This window comes from Leptotrichia rugosa, from assembly GCF_041200005.1.
GTDB classification, from domain to species: domain Bacteria; phylum Fusobacteriota; class Fusobacteriia; order Fusobacteriales; family Leptotrichiaceae; genus Leptotrichia; species Leptotrichia rugosa.
Genome location: NZ_CP165644.1, coordinates 2078130 through 2100846 on the forward strand (window position 1 = coordinate 2078130; position 22717 = coordinate 2100846).

Consider the following 22717-nt stretch of genomic DNA (forward strand, 5'->3'; position numbering starts at 1 on the left):
AATAATTTAATCATATTGATTCAGCCCTTTTTCAGCTATCATCTTTTTATTTTTTATCGCATCACTTAACAATTTGTCATTTTCTTTTAAGTGACTTCTATCATTTTCCTTATGAAAAATATGATAAGTTAGCGCACTAAACTTCAATTTCTTTTTTTTAATTCCATTATTAAAAAGCCTTAGCGCAAGTTCGCTATCTTCTCTGCCCCAGCCCTCAATTTTTTCCTCAAATCCATTTACAAGCTCTAAATCCTTCTTAAAAAAAGACATATTGCAACTTCTAATCCCCTTTAAATTTTTATCTTTTTTTGTCAAAATTTTAGATAAAATCGAATTTCTTATCATATTAAGTTTATTTTTAAAATTTTTGTCAAACAAATTTTTCCACAAATTTAATTTTTCGCCATTTATAATTTTTTGCGATTTATCTTTTGATATTATAACACGAGAACCTTGAATAAAAAAGCCATTTTCTTTTTTTTCAATATGGTCTTGCACAAAATGTCTCTCCAATATCAAATCCCCGTCAATTATTATGACATAATTTCCAGTTGCCTTAGCAATCGCTCTATTTCTCGACATTCCCGCTCTAAATCCCTTATCTTCCTGCCAGGAATGAATAATTTTTACAAAAGGATTACTAATTTGAAAATCTCGCACCAAATTAACTGTTTCCTCCCTTGAGCCATCATCTGCCACAATAATTTCATGCGGTAAGACAGTTTGAGCCAAAACGCTTTCTAAACACAGTTTTAATGCATCTGGCCAATTATAAGTCGTAATCACAAGAGAAGTGTCTTTTCCCAAAGTGTTGTAATAAGCTTCGCGCAATTTAGTATATTTTGTCATCGTATAAATCGAGCTATACTTTGCTAGCAAATATCCTTCATAGCCGTCCAAAAATCCCAATTGCAAAATATACATTTTCACAAATCTAAACAACATTTTTGAATAAATTTTTATAAAACTTGGATTTTTTTTATTTTTTATATATTCTTTCGCACTTTGTGAAGTATACCGATTCAACTTTTCCAAAAATTCTTCGATACTGTCGTAAGTGTAATGAATTATAAGCTCATTAATTTTTTCAATTTTTTCTTTTGTTTGATATTTCTCGTGAACTTCCCTGTTACTAATTTTAACTTTCCCATTTTTCCAAAGTCTAATTACATAGTCGTCCCAGCCACCAAACTTAATTTTACGCCCAAAAGCGATGTTTCTAAGTTTTATTTTATAAACTTCACTTGAAGGATTACTACTATTTATAATCATTTTTATTTTTTCTTTTAATTCAGGCGACACAACCTCATCTGCATCAAGAAGTAAAATCCACTCTCCACAGCACTTTTCCAAAACAGAATTTTTTGATACCATATCCTTTCCATTTTTCCACAAAAACTTTTGCCCCTTTAAACTTGGCTATTTCCACAGTTCTATCTCTACTCTCGCTATCGACAACAATTATTTCATCCGCAATCCCTTTAATCGCATCAATCGTCTTTCCAATCCTATTTTCCTCATTAAAAGTTATTATCCCAACCGATAATTTCATTTAGCTTTCTCCCATTTTTTAAAATTATTTTTCTTTAAAAATTACATAAAAGTTTTTCAAAATCAATATCATTTATATTTTTTTCTGGAAAATCAATCAAAATATTTCCCTCTTCTTTTATCCGCCATTTATTTTTATTAAGCTTTGGTCCATAAAAAGCCATCACTTTTCGATTTAATCCCTCTCCCAAATGAAGTATCGAAGTATCCAAGGAAACGACCAAGTCACTTCGATTAATTAGAGAAATACTATCCAAAATCGTCCTTGAATCTTCAAAAAAATATACATTCTCATCATTCACATTCTTTAGTGTTTCATAAATTTGCTCTCTGTCAGATGGTGAATCAAGTATCACAATTTTATCATTTGGATATTTTTTTCTCAATTTTTTTAATATCACAAGTGAATTTTTCAAATTTGTCTTTCTTCCACTCGAAGCCCCAAAAAAGTTTACTGAAATCACTCTTTCACTTTTATCACTTTGACAAATATTTTTTTCTCTAAAAAATTTGTCAACTTTTTTTTCTGACTCACTTGAAATCGGCACGTCATATTTAGTATTCGTAATTTTAATATTTACACAGTTAAGCATTTCCCGATAGATGTCTTTCATTTTCAAAGTCTTACTTTGTTTGACATTCTCGTTGTAAACTGAAAAATCATCTTTGTTGTACCCAATATTCACTTTAGCATTCATTTTATTTAGAAAATAAACTTGCTTATATTTTAGCCCTTCTGTAGAATCCAGTATCACATCATAATTATTTGGCTTTAATTTTTTTATCATCTCTTTCCACTCTCTAAGCTTTTTTCTGTTAAAGACATAATAATTATCAATATTTTTATTATATTTCAACAAATTTTCCAAAGAATTATCAGAAATTACATCCAGCTGTATATGCGGATATTTTTTCTTAATTTCTCTAAACATAAAAGAACTTATAATATAATCTCCTATTTTTCCATCTATTCGCATAAACAGCATTTTTTTTATTTTATCAGGTGTAAGATTCACTTTTTCTTTCTTTCTGTCAAACATTTTACTCAAAAAATCATTTTTCTTATCAATTAACACATCTCTATAAGGTTTGTAAAACTTCCAATTTATTTTTTTTATTTCTTTCATTTTCTTCTTTATTTTTTACCTTTCATTTTGTCCATAAATTTTACTTATTTCAAAATTTAGCCACTTTACTGCATCTTCCATGGGGAAATTATAAAGATCGTTTTGAGTTCCGACAATATTTGAAATCACTTGTAAATTATCGACACCTTTATTCGGTACAGGCGACCATCTGTAAAGGTTTGCTTCATTATTTGCATAAAAACTAAGCACTGGTTTTTTTAGCGCACAGGCAATGTGAACGCTTCCGCTATCAACTCCCACAACTATATCTGACGACGCCAAAAAGTTTACATATTCGTCTATTGAAAATGCTTTGGATAACGAAATATCAATATTACTTTTTAAAAGTGAAGTTAGTTTTTCAAAATACTTTTCACTTCCACTAGTTTTAGACATAATAAATTTTACATTTTCAAAATTTACATCATTCAAAAATTTTGCCAATTCTTCGATTTTAATACATCTGTCATTTCCCTGTGGAGCCAATAAAATTTTTACTTTTCTTCGCTTCAAATTCCAATTCTTAACCATTTTTGAAACTTCAAATCTATTTAACTCCAATTTTGGAATCTCTTTTTCAATATTAAAATATTTTGAAAGTTCCGAATACATCAGATAGTCAACAATATGAGATTTTTCTGGTGTCATAGTTACAAAATCATAAATTTTTACATTATTTCTGTTAAAATAATGTCCCTCTTTATCTTTTCCAAAACTTATTATTATTTTTGGTTTTAGTATCTTTGTCCAAATAAGTCTTTTTGTATTAATCTGATCTTTAAAATCCAAAAGCAAGTCCCACTTTTTCCGCTGCTTAATTATTTTTTTTCTATCGACAATTTCATCAACTACTTTTTCTTTTTGATTAACAAGTTCTATAAAATTTTTATTTCTCTCAGTCGAAACAATCCCAATTTTTGCACTCGGATACATTTTTTTCAGCTGCCTTGCGTGACTAAAAGAAATAAGCGTATCTCCCAGTGCATCTTTTGGACTTAAAAGTACCGTTTTTACATCTTTTAAACTTATATTCTTATACTTTTTTTTATTTCCAAGCAGTAAAATTGTCAATTTTATTTTAATTTTTTTTATTACATTCATTATTTTACTCCCGCTATCTTTTTATCCAAAGTAATTTACTTCAAATTTAATGATTTTACTCAAAAACTAGATTTTCCAACAGTTCTTTTAATTTATTTCTGTTACTTTCAATCGAAAAATCTTTTGCACGATTTAGCGCTTTTTCACAATAATATCTATACTTTTCTCTATTTTCAAGTTCCAAAATATCTAAAACAAATTTATCTTTGTCATTTAACGGAACAAGTTTTCCATATTCACTATTTTCTCCCAAAATGTCTTTCGGTCCAGTAGGACAGTCATAGGCGACAACAGGAATCCCAAATGTCATACTTTCGATTAAAACCGTAGGAAGTCCTTCATATTTCGCCGTATGCACAAATAATTTCGCATTTTTAAAGAATGGATATGGATTTTCCATCTGCCCCAGCAGAAAAATATCATTTTCCAATTTATATTCCTGTATTTTTTGACGAAGCAATTCATTTTTTATCCCACTTCCAATAAAATAAAGTTTTTCTTTTATCCCTTTTTTCTTCAACTTATAATAAATATCAATTAAATGCTCAGGCTGCTTTTGCTCCGAAAGTCGTGAAACTTGCAAAAAATAATCTTCCTTCAAATATTTTTCATATTTTTTTTCCACATCTTCCGCTCTTTTTTTTATAAATTCCAAGTCAATTGGATTGTAAATCATCACAACTTTTTCACTATTCATTTCAAGTTTTTCCAAAAACTCTTTTTGCATAACTTTTGTAATCGCTATAATTTTTGAATACTTTTTATATTGCCTTTTATATTTTTCAATTTTTTTACTCGTCAATTTTTCCCCAAAAGTAAGCGAAAAATGAACCCACGAAATCAAAGGTACATTTACAGAAAAATTTTCATATTTTAATAAATTTGAAGAATAATCTATTACAACATCATATTTTTCTTTTTTTATTTTTTCTTTTATCAATTTTGAATATTTATTTTTCGCCAAAAATCTATAAAACTCTTTTATAAGTTTATTTTTCCCATCATAAAAATCAAACAAAAATTCATAATTTACACCTTTAGGAATTTCATTTTCAAACAAATTATTTTCTTTATGATTCCAAGTTATGAGTAAATCTATATTGTGTCCCAAATCTCTTAAGTTTTTTAATACACTAATTAAAACTCGCTCTTCTCCTCCCATACTCAAATGACCGTGTAAAACCAATATTTTCATAATTTTCCTCTCGCTTTTTAAATTTCATATAAATTTTTAAAATATTCAAAAAAAGTATTTTCAACTTTCTTTTTACTGCTGTCTATTTTAAATGACAACTTGTGAATGCTCACAGAATCAGTTATTTTTTTTAATTTTTCTTTGGAATAAGTATCAAACCACACTTTAAAAAGTTCGTGAGGCAATGTGTCTGAAACAATTTTACACCTATCTTTCTTATAATATTTTTCAACTAATTCCGTATACAAAATCTGCATAAAAAAATAATTTGGAATCTTGTCATTATCTCGCCAAAAAACTAAGAGTAAATCAAGAAGTGTAGCCATTATTTTATTATTTTTATGAGAAAATATTATGCTGCTTAACATCTTTATTTTAGATTTTTTATTCCAAGAAAAATAAATCGAATCATAAAGTTCAAATTCTTTTTTATTTTTGAAATCACCATCTCTTTGAAAAAGAAAATAATCCATTTTAAAATATTCACTCGGCAAATAATCTGTGAGTAAAATTGTCGCATCAATCCAGACTCCACCGTAATACTTTAAGAGAGAAAATCTCAAAATATCCGTGAAATGAGCGTATCCCATTTTCTTTTCAGACAATTTTTTCATCACATAATCAGGAAATTCCAAATATTCGCCGATATTTTCCATATCCAGTCTAATCAAAGTGTAATTTTCTCTATATTTATTCATCGCTCTGTAACAAATTTTTACCACATTTGGCAAATTTTCATAATCCCAGCCTTGTCCCCAAAATTGCCAAATTATTTTTTCATCATTTAAAAACTTTTTTTTTGGAATAACTTTAGCTATTTCAATTTTATCTTTAAAATAATCGGCTAAAATTTTATCCCAGTCACTGACAATAGCCTTTTGATTAGAAAAATACACTTCTCTTTGTATTTTATCAAACAAAAAATTTGGCATAAGTTCTTTGTAAATATATTTAAACGGCTTTTTTTTTAGTTTTTCATTTAATTTATAAATTGTGGAAGCGGTGAATTTGTATTCTTTCATAATCTGTCCTTTCATTTTTTATTATTTTTCAAAATTTTCCATTTTTGATAAAGATAGCACATAAATACGATTAAAATGGTCAAAGTTAAAATCATGTGCTTATCATTTAAGTTATCATCAGTCATTCCTTGAATAAGCCAAGCAATAAGCGATACTTTCGTAGCCAGTTCAAATGCCAAAATTTTTGAGCTTAAATTTTTCTCACTTTTAGAAAATCGTGTCTTAAAAAATATTATTGCAACTTCAACAAATAAAAATATAAAAAATGCAAATCCTAAAATTCCATAATCCAATAAATACTGTAAATATGAATTATGTGAAGCCACATAGTGCTGTGGTCTAATATTTGGTCCACTCAAAAAGTATTGATTGACATAGTCCATAGTTCCTGTTTTTTTATAATGATCCAAATTAAACTCTTTTCGCTCAAGCGATTTCCACCCAAAAATCGGTTTTTTCTCAAATGCCGCTACTCCCGTTTCCCAAAAAATCACTCTAAGATTACTTGACGGATCCTTTTTATAATCCGCTATATATTTAAGTCTGCTTGAAATCGAAGTCGGAAGTAGAAAAAATCCACACGCACAAGCAATCACAAGTGCAACAACATATTTTTTATTTTTCTTAAAAACTAAATAAAAAATAGTTGGCAGAAGAGAAATATAAACCATTTTAGATCTGTTGACAACCACGATAAAAGTAACTAATAATGCCAAAATAATCAAAATTATTTTTATAATCCTGTTTTTTTTCTCATCACTATTTTTATAAAAAAGTATAAAAGAAAGCAAAAACAACAAAATTATACACATAATATTAGCAAAATCCTGAACTGTCAAAATAGCAGTTACTCTTGGATAATCAAACCCCACAGGATGCGCCCAAGCATTAAAATTTTTAATAAAATTAAGCATCGCAAACATTAACGTTATCGTTCCACCAATTAACAACGCTTTTATAAAATTAAATACCTTTTTATCTTCATCCAAAAAATAAATTAGTGGAAAAAAAGACAAATATTTAAAATTATAATTATCAAGCCTTGAATGTAAGCCTCCGTCCAGAAAAGCAATGACAAACGGCGTCAATGCCAATAAAAAAACTGCAACAGAAATTTTTTTCTCCTTAAAAACAAAAATATTTTCCCTATCTTTATCAAAACTTATCGAAATTAAAAATAATACCAAAAGCAGTGGAATTAACACATTATTTTCAAATTTCTCTGATAAAAATAATGACAATGCAAATAATAAACAAATTCCATATCCTATACTTTTTATTCTTTTCATATTTTTCTCCTATTTAATTTTTTCCCAATCTTTTTACAATTTCTCCATAAACTCTGTCCACACTAATCAAAGGAATCCCTTTATAATAATCCTTTTTATATTCATGCTGATGTTCAGGGATTTTCACAATATTATTTTCATAAAACTCATTATCCTCAATAACATTACTTTTTTCTTTCCAAGGAAAAAATCCAAGTGACCTTTTTCCTGGTCCAAAAATCCCGATTACAAAAGGTTTAGAAAATCCACTTGCAATATGGATGGGAGAACTATCATTTCCAGCAACCACATCCGCAAACGACAGCAGTGCCGAAAATTCCAATAAATTTATTTCTCCCCTCAAATCTATTACATTTTTTTTATTAAAGTTCAATGGCAATTTTTTTTCCGCTTTACTTCCAGTTATCACAACAAAATTCTTCTCATCTTCCGACAACTTTTCTATAACTTTCCCATATTTTTCAATCGCCCACATTTTCTCCGGCCTTTGACTTCCAGATGCAACGACAATCATTTTCATAAATTTTTCGTCAAAACCTCTTCCTTTCAAAATCTCTTTAATTTTTAATTTATTTTCTTCACTTGGATAAATTCTAATCGGAATCCTTTTCCCGCTGTATTCAACTAAATCCAGAAGTCTTTCAACTTCATGCTTTTTCATATCATAATGAACTTTTTTATCCAAAAGAAAAGAGCCTGTTGCCACATCAAATCCAACTATTTTGGGAATTTTAGCCATTTTTGCAAGCGCAATTGAACGGATAAATCTGTGCGGAATAACAGCATAATCATATTTTTTTTCCTTTAAAATTTTTAAAACTCTAAAAAATCCTTTTATTCCTTTATCTTTTCCTTTCTTGTCATAAAGAAGAATCTCATTTAAATTTGGATTATTGCTTATTATGCTTTTATTTGTCGGCAAAGTCAAATAATCAATTTCTGAATCTGGATACATTTCTTTCAATCTCTGTATTAATGGTGTTGACAAAACAATGTCGCCAATAAATGCAGTATGTATGATTAATATCTTCATATCATTTTCCTTTTTTTAATTTTTCTTTCTTAAAGATTATATCATAAAATGACACTTTTTTTCTTATTTTTTTCTATTATTTTTTAAGCAGAGGAGTATTTGAAATTTTTACTCTATTCTACTTTAAAAAAATAAAAAGAGGAAATACCCCTAAAGATAATCCCTTCTTTTCATTATTTTTTATATTTTTTAACAAATTCAATAAGTTCTGCTATCTCTTTTTTAGCTCTTTCTGATAAAACTTTTACATCATTGGTCATTTGTTTAGAACGAGCTGTAATAAAGTCCAAATATTCAGTATTCTTAGTTTTCAAATACATATCTTTAGCGTAATACATATCACGAAAATCATTCTTAGCCTGTTTTATAAGCAACTTTTGCCCAACCATAACAATTAGAGCCGCTGCTAACGCTATTATTGTTCCATAACCTTTTGTAAATGGATATAAAATCATTCCAATAATCATAAGTCCTGTAACTAAAATAGAACTATTTTTAATATATCCTTCCTTTGGCGGAACCTTTACAAATTTTTCCACTTTTGAAATCATTTTCTTAAACATAATTATGCCAAAATTCCTAACCAGAATCCGATTATTCCTATTGCAAAGAATCCAAAGATAATCCAAATAGCATTTACTTTTCTCTTCAATAAGTGCATACATCCAAATGTTAATAATAATGCTAATAATCCAGGTAATAATGAATCTAAAATACTTTGGACAGTAGTTACAACTTCTTTTCCTGTTGAATCAGTATATTTAGACAACACCAATGGAACATTTATTGAAGTCCATTTAGAAACCAAGGCTCCCATTACGAAAAGCCCTAATATAGAAGCACCTTGAGTTAATTTTTGAATTACTCCACCTTCCATATCCCCAACGATTTCAGTACCTTTTTCATAACCATATTTTAATCCATACCATCTAGTCAAAACTCTTGCGATATTTATTCCAATGAAGAAAATCAATGGACCTAATAAATTTCCTCCAGCAATAGCTAATGAAGCTCCAAGCGCCGCTAAAACTGGTCTTAATGTTCCCCAGAAAATCGGATCTCCAACTCCAGCAAGCGGTCCCATAAGTCCTACTTTAATACCACTTATAGTTGCGTCATCAATGTCTACTCCATTTGCTTTTTCCTGTTCCATCGCAGCTGTAACACCCATTATAGTTGAACCAATCCAAGGTTGAGTGTTAAAGAATTCCAAATGTCTTTTTAATGCAGCTGCTTGATCTTCTTTCTTAGAATAAAGTCTTTTTATTGCAGGAATCATTGTTACACAAAATCCCATTGACTGCATTCTTTCAAAGTTGAAAGAACCTAATAAAGTAGTGGATCTCCAATACATACTTTTCAAATCTTTATCAGTTAGTTTTTTTTCTACATTATTTTCTGCCATTTTTCTTACCTCCTATAGTCCTTCCAATTCATCGTCAGCTTCTTCTGCAATTCCGGCTCCACCGCCATCATTTCCACCACTTGGCAAAGCAATAGAAGCGTGATATTTAGGATTTAATTGAATGTACAAGATTGCAAGGCATAATCCCAAAATACCTAAACCAACTAAGTTAAATTCTGTAAATGCCGCTATTACAAATCCTAAGAAGAAGAATGGCATTAAAGCTTTTGCTTCCATCATATTTATAACCATCGCATACCCAACAACTACGATAAATCCTCCTGCAATTTGCAATCCTCTGGTAATTACTTCAGGAATTGCATGTAATGCTCCTTCTACAGCACTTGTTCCCGCAATCAGACCAACTAGAAGTGCTGGTATCGCAACTCTTAACGCTTGTAAAGCCAATCCTGCAAGGTGACACATCTCAATCCCTTTAAAATTAGCTTGTTCTGCAAAATCATCCGCTTTATGTTGAAAGAATACTGTTATTGTTCTAACGAAAATTGTAAGAACTTGTCCTGCCGCTGCAATCGGTACTGCAACTGCGATTCCTTCTCCAATTGACTGTTTACCTACTATTACTAATATCGCTGAAATTACACTTGCTAGTGCCGCATCTGGTGCCATTGCCGCTCCGACATTCATCCATCCAAGTGCTATCATTTCAAGTGAACCACCTAAAATGATTCCTGTTTTTAGATCTCCCAGTACAAGACCGACCAAAGTACACGCCACTAATGGACGGTGAGTCTGTCTTTCGTCAAGTACGCTTCCCATTCCTGTTATTGCTGCTACCAATACCAGTAAAATTAACTGAACAACATTCATTTTTTAGCCCTCCTAAATTTTGAGTTTTTATACTTTACAATGATTTTTAATTTTACTAAATAAATCAGGAAATTTTATATTTCCTGATATTTTTTACTAGTCAAATGAAATAGAATCTAGTTTAGAATTAATATCTTCTTTTGCAGAAGTTACTAATTGTCTCATATCAAGTTCTACTCCCATAGATCTTAATTTATTGAATGCTTCCAAGTCATCTTTATTAATCGCAACTGCTTTTGAAATTAATTTATCTCCTTCTTTAAAAGTCATTCCTCCAACATTGACTGTTTTAATGTCAACTCCACCTTCGATTAATCTAACAACATCAGCTGGACAAGTAACAAGCAGCATTACTTTTGTTTTAGCATATTTAGGGTTTTTATAAACTGCGATTGCTTTTTCAACAGGTATTACAAATGATTTTACTCCTTCAGGTGCCACTTGTAATAAAAGTGATTTTCTAATTTTATCTTCTGCCACATCATCATTTACCGCAAAAATTGCTTCAGGTTTAGTTGCTTTTACCCATGAAGTCGCAACTTGTCCGTGTATTAATCTTGAGTCTATTCTTGTTAAAACTAATTCCATAATTCTATTTCCCGCTACCGAAAACTCTGTAATTATTTTTTTTATTTTAATTTAGTTTGCAGTAACGCTCCCTTCTTTTTTATTTTTTATATTTTTTTACTTAATTTTTAAAATTTTGTTTTTTCGAGTGTGTAAAAATTTTTGTATAAATAGAACAGCAAAGTATTGAATTTACTAAATTCATCTATAAATTCACAAAAAATTATTGACACTCTTTATTTTCAGCTAAAAAATTTTCACATTTATTTTATATTTCAATTCATAAATGTTTAGTAAACTTTTATAAATCCAACTCATCCAAATCTTCATCTTCATCACTTGAACTGTCAACAAACAATTCACTGAAAATCTTAATTCCGTTAATTCCAGAATTTTTTGCAATTTGAACTAATTCTGCAACATCGTCTGTTTCTTCTCTAGCATCTAATACTTCTAGTAACATAGGCACATTGACCCCTGTTATTACATCAGTATTTTTTGTTTCAGCAACTACACGACATGCTGCATTATATGGACTTCCACCAAATAAATCCACCAAAAATAATGTTCCTTCACTGTTATATTTTGCAATAATGTCCTGATATTTTTTTATCAAATCTTCAGGTCCTTCTCCAGGCACAAAAGTGACAAAATCCAGCTGTTCACTTTCTCCTAAAACCATTTTTGTAAGATTAACAGTTTCCTGCGACATTTTTCCATGAGTTGCTACAATTAAATTAATCATAAAAACTCTCCTTTCACCCAAATAAAATTTCTTAAAAGAACTTGTTAATAAAATTATACCTCATTTTTTTTATATTGCAAATTTTTAGTAAAAAAAATTTTTATTTTAAAATTTTTTGTTCAAATCTTTTTCCGCCATAGTACATCACATATTTTTTATCTTGCAATGCGCCTGGATTTACAAAAATTATTCCATTTTTTTCTTCCAAAAATTCCTTGTGAGTATGTCCAAATATGCAGATATCCACATTTTCATAACGAGCTTTTTTTTCAAGTTCTTTAAGAGTTGTTTTTACATTGAAAAGATGTCCGTGAGTAAGTAAAACTTTTTTTCCAAATAAATCAAAAATTTTTGTTTCTCTCGTGTCGAAGTCATCGTAATCAGTATTTCCTTTTACAATTGCAAAAGGAATTTCCCTAAATACAAGTGACATATCAAATGCATCGGTGCTGTGATCTCCAGCAAATATGACAACTTCTGGTTCTTCCAGCTCCATCACTTGTTGAAAATAATCGAGTCTTTGGTGGCTGTCAGAGCAAATTAATGCTTTCATAATTTTGTTTCTCCTTTCTTTTTCAATTAAAATATTAATTTTTTGTTAAATAAAAAGAAATAACTATTCTAGATAAGAAAAATTGTTTATATCATGTTTTGTGTGTCATAATTATAATTAATCAAAATTTTAATTTAGTTAGTTTTTTATTATTCTTTTCTGTTTTTATGTTATTTTTTATAAAATTTTCTTTTATTTAAAATTTTTTATCAAAAATTCATAAAAAAAACTATATCCAAAATAAACATCTTTTTATTTAATCTTTTGGATATAGTTTAAAGTATTATACTATAAATATTGGTTTTTTTACATTTTCAAGAAGTCTGATTCCCAATTTTCCTGTAATTTTTTCCACCATAATAGTGTATCTTAAGTCCCCCATCAAAATGAAATCATGATTTTTAGTTTCCTGTAAAAGCGTTTTAAAAGTTTCGCCTTTTTTATAAATCAAATTATAATTTTCACCAAATCTTTGAGCAAGTCCATCTTCTTCCTTTTCAATTTCGCTATTTACCCTAAGAACATTTATTTTTTGTTCCCCAAACATGTATAAAAATGTGAATAACGTCTTATTCGCATTATAAGCGCCATCATCCAGTAAAAGTATATTTTCCATCTCAAATTCTTCCACATTTGGTAAAATAATCAAAGGCTTATAGTTACTTCTCAAAAGTTCTTTTAAAACTGGACTAACTTTTTCATTTTTTACCAAAACAAGTGCATCGTATTTTTTTAATTCTTCCAGCGCAACTTCATCAGTTTCCCCTTCTTTTGCATAAACTTTTTCAAAAGAGCTGTCCATCTGTTTTTTTATTTTTTGAAAAGTTTTTTCTTCCTGGTCCTTGTATTCTTTAACAAAATAATTCATTCCCACATTTACACCAATTCCTTCGACTGCTACAGGAAAAATTTCATATTTCAAAACATCTTTTACATAAATTACATCCATTTGCACATCATACTTTTCTTTAAATTTTTTTCCAAATTGTGTCAATGCCTTAATTTCATTTTCTGCTGTAATTAAAAATAAAATTTTTTTAGATAACATTTCAATCACTTCCCAATATCAATTTTTTATTTTTTTTCTAATTCAGATGTTTCTGTTATTTTTACTGTTGAAACTATCTTTTCACTATTTCTTACTTTCATTATTTTAACTCCTTGCGAAGAACGTCCAAATGTAGAAATACTGTCAACTTTCGTTCTAATAAGCGTACCTTCAGAAGTTATAAGCATTATTTCGTCATCACTGCCGACTATTTTAACATCTATTATAAGCCCTGTCTTTTCATTTAATTTAGCATTTATAATACCTTTTCCGCCTCTGGAAGTCAGTCTGTATTCTGATAATTTAGTCCGTTTTCCGTAACCTTCTTCAGTAATTGTCAAAATTTTAATTTTATCATCATCTATTTTTGAATTAATAATCGCCGCTCCCACAATTTTATCTTTATCCCTGAGAGTTATTCCTTTTACACCAGCAGCTCCAGTTCCCATGCTTCTTACATCTTTTTCAGAAAATCTTATTGCAATACCATTTCTAGTTGCCGAAAAAATTTCATCTTCTCCACTTCCACTTGTAAGTCCTACAAACATAACTTCATCTTCGTCATTTAATCTAATTGCCCGTTTTCCAGCTTTCATAATGTTGCTAAATAATGTCAATTCAGATTTTTTAACAACTCCATTTCGTGTTACAAAGAATAAGTTTTTATCCTTTTCAAATTCACGAACTTTTATTATTGTGCTCACTTTTTCGTCATTATCCAGATTTATAATATTTCCTATAAGTTTTCCACGAGCCTGTTTTCCCGTTTCAGGAATTTCATACACTTTTATACTGAACACTTTTCCTTTTGTTGTAAAAATAAGAAATGTGTCAAGATTTTTGGCGATATACATATCTTTTATCACATCGTCTTCCACAGTATTTGTGGCACTTACTCCAACGCCACCTCTTTTTTGTGAACGATATGTGTCGATTGCTATTCTCTTTACATAACCTTTTTCAGTAAGTGTCACAACCACTTCTTCATCTTTGATTAAATCTTCAATACTGATTTCAGCTCTCGCATCTCTTATTTCTGTTCTTCTCTTGTCACCAAAATCTTCTTTTAACTTAAGAGCTTCTTCCCTAATTATTTCAAATACTTTACTGTCATCTTCCAAAATTGCTGTTAATTCTGCAATCAGCTTCATAAGTTCATCATATTCTTCGTTAATTTTATCTCTTTCAAGCCCAGTTAGCCTTTGTAGTCTCATATCAAGAATTGATTTAGCCTGTACTTCTGAAAATGAAAAGGCATTTATCAAATCTATTTTTGCAATATTGGCATCTTTTGCAGCCCTAATAATTCTTATTACTTCTTCAATATGGTCCAGTGCAATTTTAAATCCTTCCAAGATATGAGCCCTATTTTTAGCTTTATTTAGCTCAAATTTAACTCTTCTTGTAATTACTTCAAATCTATGCTCCAAATATTTTTCCAAAATTTGTTTCAAATTTAAAATTTTTGGTGCATTGTCAACCAATGCCAGCATTATCACACCAAAAGTATTTTGCAGATCAGTAAATTTGTAAAGACTGTTCAGTACAAGCTCACTTTCTTCGCCTTTTTTAAGCTCAATTACGATTCTTATTCCGTCTCTGTCAGTTTCATCACGTAAATCCGAAATTCCTGATATTTTTTTCTGTTTTACTAAATCTGCAATTCTTTCGATAAGTCTTGCTTTATTCACCTGATACGGCAATTCTGTCACAATTATTGACTGTCTTCCAGTTTTTGATGTTTCCACATCCACACGTCCTGCCACTCGAAGTTTTCCACGCCCAGTTCTGTATGCATCATAAATTCCCTGTTTTCCATTAATTATTCCACCTGTTGGAAAATCTGGACCCTTTATGTACCCGATTAATTCATCAATCGAAATTTCTGGATTGTCAATTAATGCAACAATTCCATCAACGACTTCCCCTAGATTATGTGGAGGAATATTTGTAGCCATCCCCACCGCTATTCCGTTTGCTCCATTTAAAAGTAGATTTGGCAATTTTGCAGGAAGAACAACTGGTTCGTCCAAACTTTCATCAAAGTTTTTTCTATAATCAATCGTGTCTTTATTTATGTCAGCTAGCAATTCCTCCGTAATTTTGTCCATTCTAGCTTCAGTATATCTCATGGCAGCTGCTTCATCACCGTCAATTGAACCAAAGTTTCCGTGCCCTTCAATTAACTCATATCTCATGTTAAAATCTTGCGCCATTCTGACCATAGCCCCGTAAACTGAAGAATCTCCGTGCGGATGGTATTTCCCCAGTACATCTCCGACAATTCTTGCAGATTTCCTAAATGGTGTCTTATGGGTCATCCCCATTTCATTCATTGCAAAAAGTATTCTTCTATGAACAGGTTTTAGCCCATCTCTCACATCAGGCAAAGCACGGCTCACAATGACACTCATCGAATAATCAAGATATGCAGACCTTATTTCTTCTTCGATATAGACATTTTGCTCATTTGATAAGTCCGTCGTTTTAGAAATTCCTTCTAAAGTTACTTCTTTCTCATTGTTTTCTTTATTTTTTTCTACTTCATCTTTTTTTTCTTTGTCATCTCTGAAATCATCAGACATTTATTTACCTCATTTCTTTTTCTTTTTCAAAATTTTCTTGCAGTTTTAAATATCCAAATTCTTGACATAACTTGCATTTTCTTCAATAAATTTACGTCTTGGCTCAACTTTATCACCCATTAAAATATTAAACATTTTATCAGCATACGAAGCATCTTCCATTGAAACTTTCAAAAGTGTTCTTACTTCTGGATCCAAGGTAGTTTCCCATAATTGCTCAGGATTCATTTCTCCTAGCCCTTTATATCGCTGAATTGTATATTTTTTATTTTCACTCTCCAGTACTTTTGTAACTTTTTTTAGCTGTTCGTCTGAATATGCGTATCTGATTGCTTTTCCAGCCTGAATTTTGTATAAAGGAGGCTGCGCTATGTAAATATATCCTTCATTTATCAATTCTCTTAAATGTCTGTAAAAGAATGTCAGCATCAATGTTCTTATGTGAGCCCCATCGACATCGGCATCCGTCATTATTACAATTTTATGGTATCTCAATTTTTCAAGGTTCATATCATCGCCAAATCCAGCTCCAAATGCAGTTATCATATCACGTATTTCTGCATTTTCAAGCGTACGGTGCACACTTGCCTTTTCCACATTCAATATTTTTCCACGAAGCGGCAGGATTGCCTGAAATCTTCTATCTCTTCCCTGTTTTGCCGAACCTCCCGCTGAGTTTCCTTCGACTATGAATATTTCTGATTCAGCAGGATCTTTTGAAGAGCAGTCAGCTAGTTTTAAGTGAACCCACTTCCAGATTACTTTTTCTTAGTACAAGTTCTCTTGCCTTTTTAGCCGCTTCTCTTGCTTTTTTTGACATTGTCATTTTTTCTATTATTTTTTCAGCCGCTTTCGGATGGTCTTCCAAATAGAATTTTAAATTGCTTCCAACAATATTTGAAACAATTCCTGTCACTTCACTGTTTCCAAGCTTAGTCTTTGTCTGCCCCTCAAATTGCGGTTCGGGAATTTTTACGCTTATTATGCATACAAGTCCTTCTCTCACATCCGTTCCTTGAAATGTACCACTTTTTTCCTTTATCAAATTCATCTGTTTTGCTATGTCGTTAATTGTTCTAGTAAGCGCCGTTCTAAATCCACTGACATGAGTTCCACCCTCATGGGTATTTATATTATTTACAAATGAATAGACGATTTCTCTTTGAGCAGTTGTGTAATTCATCGCAATTTCCACTTCAACTATTTTTGCCCCAACTTTTTTCATATAAATATTTCCATTTTCGTCCACAGCTTCCACTTCTCTGGCAGGCTGAGTTTCAAACGAATCCGCCATATAAATAACATCATTTACAATTTTTTCATCGTCCGTTATTTCATTTAAGAAATCTTTTATTCCTCCCTCAAAATGAAATTCTTCTTCTCTTATATCGTCTTTTTTTCTCTCGTCAATTAATTTTATTTTAAGCCCTTTATTTAAATACGACAACTCTTTTAATCTTGACTCCAAAACAGAATAGTCATAAACCGTCGTCTCAAAAATTTCATCATCCGCCTTAAATCTAATAACTGTTCCATGAGCGTCAAGCGGAGCATCTCCAATCTTTTCTGGAGCAGAAGTCGGCACGCCTCTTTCAAACTTTTGTCTTACAATCTGTCCATCTCTTGTAACAGTTGCCTCCACCCATTCAGATAGAGCATTGACAACCGAAATTCCCACTCCGTGCAGTCCTCCTGACACTTTGTAGTTGTCATTGTCAAATTTCCCTCCGGCGTGAAGCACTGTCATAACCACTTCAAGCGTCGATTTTCCTGTTTTATGCATCGCAACTGGAATTCCACGCCCATTATCTGTTACTTCAATAATATTTCCCTCAAGTATTTTCACAGTAATTTTATCACAAACTCCTGCAAGTGCTTCGTCAACACTATTATCGACGATTTCCCACACCAAGTGATGCAGCCCTTTTGATGATGTTGAACCTATATACATTCCAGGTCTTTTCCTTACAGCTTCCAGTCCCTCCAACACCGTAATACTTTCAGCTCCGTAATTATTAGCCATTTTTTATAATCCCTCTCTTTATCTTCTCTTATATTCTTATAAAATAAATTTTTTAATTAAAATTTTTTATATAAAATTTAAAATTACTTATATATATTATACTACATTTTGGTTTTAATTTCCTTAGTGCACTTTTCCCAAACTTTTCTATTTGCATAATCTACATTTCATTTTGAGCTAAATTTTTAAATTACTTTTAAAATTTTATTTCTCTGTATTTTTCATTTTCCCACGCAAAAATTTCCAAACACATGGTCTAAAATATCTTCAGATGAAATTTCTCCCGTAATTTCTGAAAGGCTATCAAGCGCTTCTTTCAAATCAACCGAAATCAAATCCATAGGAAGCCCAGCATCTATTGTCTCAAAAATATTTTTTATTGCCTCTTTCGTCTTTTCAAGCGCCGTTTTATGTCTTATATTTGTAATTACAAGTTTTTCCGAAGAATCTTCAACCTTTTCAGAAATAATATAAGAATAAATCTTTTCTTCCATATCTTCAATTCCAATATTATCCTTTGCTGAAATTTCCACAACATTTTCCAAATCAAATTCTTTTAAATCAATTTTTTTTGCCAAATCAATTTTATTTAACAAAACTATCGCCTTTTTACCATTTTCTTTAATTTTTTCAATCACTTCTCTGTCTTCTTTTTCCAATTCTTTTGAAGCATCTAGCACAAGTAAAACTAAATCCGCTTTTTCTATAAACTCTTTTGATTTTGTAACCCCAATATTTTCCACAATGTCGTCAGTCTGTCTAATTCCAGCTGTATCCACAAGCACCAAAGGAATTCCTTTTATGTTTATAACTTCTTCAATTACATCTCTTGTCGTCCCTGCCACATGCGTCACAATCGCTCTCTCTTCCCTCAAAAGTGAATTTAGCAAAGTCGATTTTCCCACATTTGGTTTTCCAACAATGACTGTCTTTATCCCCTCTTTTATTTTTTTCCCTTTATCATACGACTCAATAAGTCTATTCGCTTCTTCATACACATTTTCAAGATTATCTCGTAAATCTTTTGGAAGCGGATCATCAATTCCTTCTTCAGGATAGTCAAGCACCACATTCACATGTGCTGTAATATCCAAAAGTGCCTTTTTAAAACTATTTACTTTATCCCGCAAATCTCCTCTTAGCTGATCCAATGATAAAGACACGCTTTTTTCAGTTTTTCCATGAATGATGTCCATTACCGCTTCAGCCTGAGATAAGTCAATTCTCCCGTTCATAAAAGCTCTTTTGGTAAATTCCCCTTTTTCTGCGTGTCTTGCTCCATTTTTCAAAACTAGCTCCAATATTTTTTGCGAAACAACCACTCCTCCATGACAATTTATTTCCACAATATCTTCACAGGTGTAAGTTTTTGGCGCTTTTAATCTTGCTACCATCACTTCGTCAATCATTTTTTTCCCATCTTTGATAAACCCATAATTTAATTTAGAAAAACCCAAATCACTGTTTGGGTTTTGTCTTTTAAATATTTTTTCTAAAATTTCAAATGATTTATCGCCAGATATTCTTATTATTGCAATTCCTCCTTCACCTTTTGGTGTTGAAATTGCAGCTATTGTGTCATCCCATAACATTTTTCTACCTCTTTTTAAATCATTTATTTATTTATTTTATTTTGTTATCAAATTTTTTTATAACTAAATATCTTTTTGGCTCTTCTCCAAAGCTTTCTGTTTTAAGTCCGTGCATAAATGAAACTTCTTCGTGAATTATTTTTCGTTCTCTTGCCGGCATTGGATTCAATTTTATGGCATTTCCTGTTGAAAGCACTATTTTCCCTTTTTTTCTAGCAAGTTCCCTAAGTGAAATTTCTCTCTTTTCCTTGTAATTATTTGAATCTACCATAATTTTTATATTTTTAAATTTTCTTAATACGCTTATCAGATATTCAAAATTATTTAGTGTGTTCCCTTTTTCTCCGATGATGTATCTCATATCTTTTCCATCCAGTAAAACTAAATATTTATCACTATTTTCCTTCTTTATAGCAATAATTTTTATATCTAGCTTTGTATTAACTATGAACTCTTTAAAAAAACCTCTAATTTTATCAACGGTCGCATCTGCTGTACTTTTTTTGATTTCATTTTTAAAATTGTTTTTTTTACTTGAATTTGGTTTTGAAATTATCTTCTTTTCTTCTACATCTTTTGAATTATTTTCTATATTTTCTTTTACTTGTTTTTTTTCTTTTTTAGAAAATTTATTTTCTAGATTTTCTAACTCAGATTTTTTTATAATTTCAACTTCATATTCCCCTTTTATGTTGACAAACAATATTTTTTTTGGATATTTTAATATCTTTACACGATAAGTTTCATCTTCTTGTAAAGTTAGAGAACGCTCTATCATCTCTTTAAGTTCTTCTTCATTTTGTGACTTTAGTATTATTTTCTCCATCATCACTTCTCCCTTTTAGAATAATATATTGTTGCAACAGTGCCAGTGCTCCAGAAACTAAGTAATATAAAGTTACTCCTGATGGCATTCTATAAAATATAAATAACATCATAATTGGCATCATGTACATCATTGTCTGCATCTGCTGATTATCTTGTCCAGGTGTTGCCATCATTTTTTGCTGAACAAATGTAATAACTACATTTAGTATTGGCAATAGGTTAAACGCAAATGTTCCTATCATAAATAATTTGTCAGGCTGTTTTAATGTGAACCACAAAAATTTTGCATCATTGGGTATTGCTTCACCCATAAATGCATAATATAATGCTACAAATATTGGTAATTGAATTAATAGTGGAAGACATCCTCCTAGTGGATTTACTCCAGCTTCACGATATAATTCTGCTGTTTTCTTTTGAAATTCTTGAGGATTATCTTTATATTTCTCTTTTAATTTATCCATTTCAGGTTGTATTTCACGCATTTTTTTCATTGATTTTTCCTGTTTTAGTGTTAGCGGGAATATAATTATTCTCATCAGTACTGTCACAATAATTATTGCTATTCCATAGTTCCCTACAATTTTGTAAATAGCATTTAGTACAAATACAACAAAGTTTACCAATGCTGGTATTTTGAACATAAACTTTCCTCCGTATTTTATTTTTATATTAAGTTTTTAATTATTTTAAAGGATCATAACCACCTTTATGAAAGGGATGACACTTTAGTATTCTTTTTATGCTTAAGTAAGTTCCTTTTATCGCTCCATATTTTGTAATTGCCTGTCTTGAATATTCTGAACAAGTTGGATAGAATCTACATCTTTTTCCAAATATAGGAGAAATAATCTTTTGATAAATTTTTATTAGAAATAATAAAATTTTTTTTATCATTTTATCACCTTGCTTAGGTCTTTTTCTATATCTTTATATTTTATATTTTTTAGATTATCTTTTAAAATTGATTTACCTACAAAAACATAGTCTGTATCTTTGTGAAATCTTTCTTTGTTTAGATTTACAAATTCTTTAAATAGTCTTCTGATTCTATTTCTATAGACAGAGTTTCCTGTTTTTTTACTTGCTACAAATCCAAATCTTTGTTCTTTTTTGAAATTTTTTTTTATAAAAATAATAGCATACTTGGTATGCACTTTTTTTGATTTGTTATATATTATTGAAAAATCTTTTGTTTTTTTTATTTTATTGATATACATACTTCTTCTTCTTTTTAATTCATTTTTTATTTAAAAAACAGGGGAAATATTCCCCTACAATTTAATTTTGTTTGTAAAACTTATAAATTATGCAGATAATTTATTTCTTCCTTTTGCTCTTCTTCTTTTTAATACATTTCTTCCACTTTTATTTTGCATTCTTTTTCTAAAACCGTGATCTTTTTTCTTTTTCTTTTATTTGGTTGATATGTTCTTTTTGTCATTTTTTTCTTTTTTCCTTTCTTTTTTCTTTTCTTTTCAACAATTTTTAGTATTTTATAAATATTATATACAAAATTTGAATAAAAGTCAAGTAAAATCCCTTTACCAACTTATTAACTTTTTAGTTTTTCATAGTTTCCCACAGTCTATTATTATAATATATTATATATTATTATATATATATTATTATTATACAATGTGGAAATGTGGGAATATTGATGAATAAAGGGTTTGCCAGAGAATAACATGTGGAAAACTTTTACTTAAATTGTGGAAAACTTTTTTCCACAAAGTTTCCCACATGTTTCCCACAATTTGATGTGGAAAACTAAAAAAATGTGGAAAAAATGTGGGAATCCAGTAAAATAGGCTATTCATTTTTATGTGGAAAACTTGTCAATTTTGAGCAAAAATAACAATAAACCAGGTAAATATAGTATCTAGTACCTGTGGAAAACTATGTGGAAAACTTTTTGCTAAATCTTGATTATTTATTTTATATATGTTATATTCATAATATAAAAATGTATCAAATTTGAAAAAAAGGGGAAAAAATAAAAAAATTGTGGAAAACTCTCTAGTTTTTTTATTTATTTAGCAAAAAAATAAAAAATCTAAAAAATGCGGAAAACCAAATGTGGAAAACTCTAAAATTTTTGTTTTATTAATGTGGAAAAGTAAAATTTTAATTTGGATAAAAATTAATAAAATCCTGAAAGAGAGTGACTTTTAAAGCTATTGATTCATTTGAAATAATTTAATTAAAAGGGAGATGAAATT

21 protein-coding genes and 2 pseudogenes are annotated in these 22717 nt (G+C 29.8%); all 23 read right to left on the bottom strand.

Annotated features, from left to right (window positions below; all coding sequences use genetic code 11):
• Positions 1 to 6 precede the first annotated feature (6 nt).
• Positions 7 to 1374, bottom strand: a complete 1368-nt coding sequence (locus AB8B22_RS10670; protein WP_369711071.1) for a glycosyltransferase family 2 protein — start codon at positions 1372 to 1374, stop codon at positions 7 to 9.
• Positions 1316 to 1552 carry a glycosyltransferase gene (locus tag AB8B22_RS10675; RefSeq protein ID WP_369711072.1) on the bottom strand — a complete coding sequence of 79 codons (237 nt, stop codon included), beginning with the start codon at positions 1550 to 1552 and terminating at the stop codon, positions 1316 to 1318. The genes AB8B22_RS10670 and AB8B22_RS10675 overlap by 59 nt, the downstream gene beginning before the upstream one ends.
• Positions 1553 to 1586: 34 nt before the next feature.
• Entirely contained in the window at positions 1587 to 2678 is a 1092-nt protein-coding gene (locus AB8B22_RS10680; RefSeq protein WP_369711073.1) for a glycosyltransferase family 9 protein, read from the bottom strand.
• A gap of 15 nt (positions 2679 to 2693) precedes the next feature.
• Entirely contained in the window at positions 2694 to 3779 is a 1086-nt protein-coding gene (locus AB8B22_RS10685; RefSeq protein WP_369711074.1) for a glycosyltransferase family 9 protein, read from the bottom strand.
• Positions 3780 to 3834: 55 nt separating this feature from the next.
• The gene (locus AB8B22_RS10690) at positions 3835 to 4974 is read right to left on the bottom strand and encodes a glycosyltransferase (protein WP_314080702.1); all 1140 of its coding nucleotides are present in this window, start codon (positions 4972 to 4974) and stop codon (positions 3835 to 3837) included.
• 17 nt (positions 4975 to 4991) lie between these two features.
• Positions 4992 to 6011, bottom strand: a complete 1020-nt coding sequence (locus AB8B22_RS10695) for a capsular polysaccharide synthesis protein (RefSeq protein WP_369711075.1) — start codon at positions 6009 to 6011, stop codon at positions 4992 to 4994.
• Positions 6008 to 7285, bottom strand: coding sequence for an O-antigen ligase family protein (locus tag AB8B22_RS10700; protein WP_369711076.1), 1278 nt, complete (start codon positions 7283 to 7285; stop codon positions 6008 to 6010). The genes AB8B22_RS10695 and AB8B22_RS10700 overlap by 4 nt, the downstream gene beginning before the upstream one ends.
• A gap of 13 nt (positions 7286 to 7298) precedes the next feature.
• The gene (locus AB8B22_RS10705) at positions 7299 to 8318 is read right to left on the bottom strand and encodes a glycosyltransferase family 9 protein (protein ID WP_369711077.1); all 1020 of its coding nucleotides are present in this window, start codon (positions 8316 to 8318) and stop codon (positions 7299 to 7301) included.
• A 173-nt stretch (positions 8319 to 8491) separates the two neighbouring features.
• Positions 8492 to 8881, bottom strand: coding sequence for a hypothetical protein (locus AB8B22_RS10710; protein ID WP_369711078.1), 390 nt, complete (start codon positions 8879 to 8881; stop codon positions 8492 to 8494).
• Between the two features lie 2 nt (positions 8882 to 8883).
• Positions 8884 to 9723 (bottom strand): PTS mannose transporter subunit IID, encoded by an 840-nt coding sequence (gene manZ, locus AB8B22_RS10715; protein ID WP_094079515.1) that lies wholly within the window; start codon positions 9721 to 9723, stop codon positions 8884 to 8886.
• Positions 9724 to 9735: 12 nt separating this feature from the next.
• A complete protein-coding gene (locus AB8B22_RS10720) occupies positions 9736 to 10554 on the bottom strand; it encodes a PTS mannose/fructose/sorbose transporter subunit IIC (protein WP_060917709.1) in 819 nt (272 codons plus the stop codon).
• 96 nt (positions 10555 to 10650) lie between these two features.
• Positions 10651 to 11142, bottom strand: a complete 492-nt coding sequence (locus tag AB8B22_RS10725) for a PTS system mannose/fructose/N-acetylgalactosamine-transporter subunit IIB (RefSeq protein WP_094079516.1) — start codon at positions 11140 to 11142, stop codon at positions 10651 to 10653.
• A 280-nt stretch (positions 11143 to 11422) separates the two neighbouring features.
• Positions 11423 to 11866 carry a PTS sugar transporter subunit IIA gene (locus AB8B22_RS10730; RefSeq protein WP_314080696.1) on the bottom strand — a complete coding sequence of 148 codons (444 nt, stop codon included), beginning with the start codon at positions 11864 to 11866 and terminating at the stop codon, positions 11423 to 11425.
• 100 nt (positions 11867 to 11966) lie between these two features.
• Entirely contained in the window at positions 11967 to 12419 is a 453-nt protein-coding gene (locus tag AB8B22_RS10735) for a YfcE family phosphodiesterase (protein ID WP_094079518.1), read from the bottom strand.
• A gap of 283 nt (positions 12420 to 12702) precedes the next feature.
• Positions 12703 to 13467, bottom strand: coding sequence for a GntR family transcriptional regulator (locus tag AB8B22_RS10740; RefSeq protein WP_094079519.1), 765 nt, complete (start codon positions 13465 to 13467; stop codon positions 12703 to 12705).
• Positions 13468 to 13493: 26 nt separating this feature from the next.
• On the bottom strand, positions 13494 to 16052 hold the full coding sequence (gene gyrA, locus AB8B22_RS10745) for a DNA gyrase subunit A (RefSeq protein WP_369711079.1): 2559 nt from the start codon (positions 16050 to 16052) through the stop codon (positions 13494 to 13496).
• A gap of 45 nt (positions 16053 to 16097) precedes the next feature.
• Positions 16098 to 18075: pseudogene (gyrB, locus tag AB8B22_RS10750) on the bottom strand (DNA topoisomerase (ATP-hydrolyzing) subunit B).
• Between the two features lie 221 nt (positions 18076 to 18296).
• The gene (mnmE, locus tag AB8B22_RS10755) at positions 18297 to 19667 is read right to left on the bottom strand and encodes a tRNA uridine-5-carboxymethylaminomethyl(34) synthesis GTPase MnmE (RefSeq protein ID WP_094079522.1); all 1371 of its coding nucleotides are present in this window, start codon (positions 19665 to 19667) and stop codon (positions 18297 to 18299) included.
• A 31-nt stretch (positions 19668 to 19698) separates the two neighbouring features.
• Positions 19699 to 20496 (bottom strand): protein jag, encoded by a 798-nt coding sequence (locus AB8B22_RS10760; RefSeq protein WP_369711081.1) that lies wholly within the window; start codon positions 20494 to 20496, stop codon positions 19699 to 19701.
• On the bottom strand, positions 20462 to 21139 hold the full coding sequence (locus AB8B22_RS10765) for a YidC/Oxa1 family membrane protein insertase (RefSeq protein ID WP_369711082.1): 678 nt from the start codon (positions 21137 to 21139) through the stop codon (positions 20462 to 20464). The genes AB8B22_RS10760 and AB8B22_RS10765 overlap by 35 nt, the downstream gene beginning before the upstream one ends.
• A 40-nt stretch (positions 21140 to 21179) precedes the next feature.
• Complete coding sequence (gene yidD, locus AB8B22_RS10770; protein ID WP_216639367.1) at positions 21180 to 21389, bottom strand: membrane protein insertion efficiency factor YidD; 210 nt, start codon at positions 21387 to 21389, stop codon at positions 21180 to 21182.
• On the bottom strand, positions 21389 to 21715 hold the full coding sequence (gene rnpA, locus AB8B22_RS10775; RefSeq protein ID WP_094079525.1) for a ribonuclease P protein component: 327 nt from the start codon (positions 21713 to 21715) through the stop codon (positions 21389 to 21391). Before rnpA ends, yidD begins: the two co-directional genes overlap by 1 nt.
• Before the next feature lie 87 nt (positions 21716 to 21802).
• Positions 21803 to 21939: pseudogene (gene rpmH / locus AB8B22_RS10780) on the bottom strand (50S ribosomal protein L34).
• Positions 21940 to 22717: the final 778 nt, after the last annotated feature.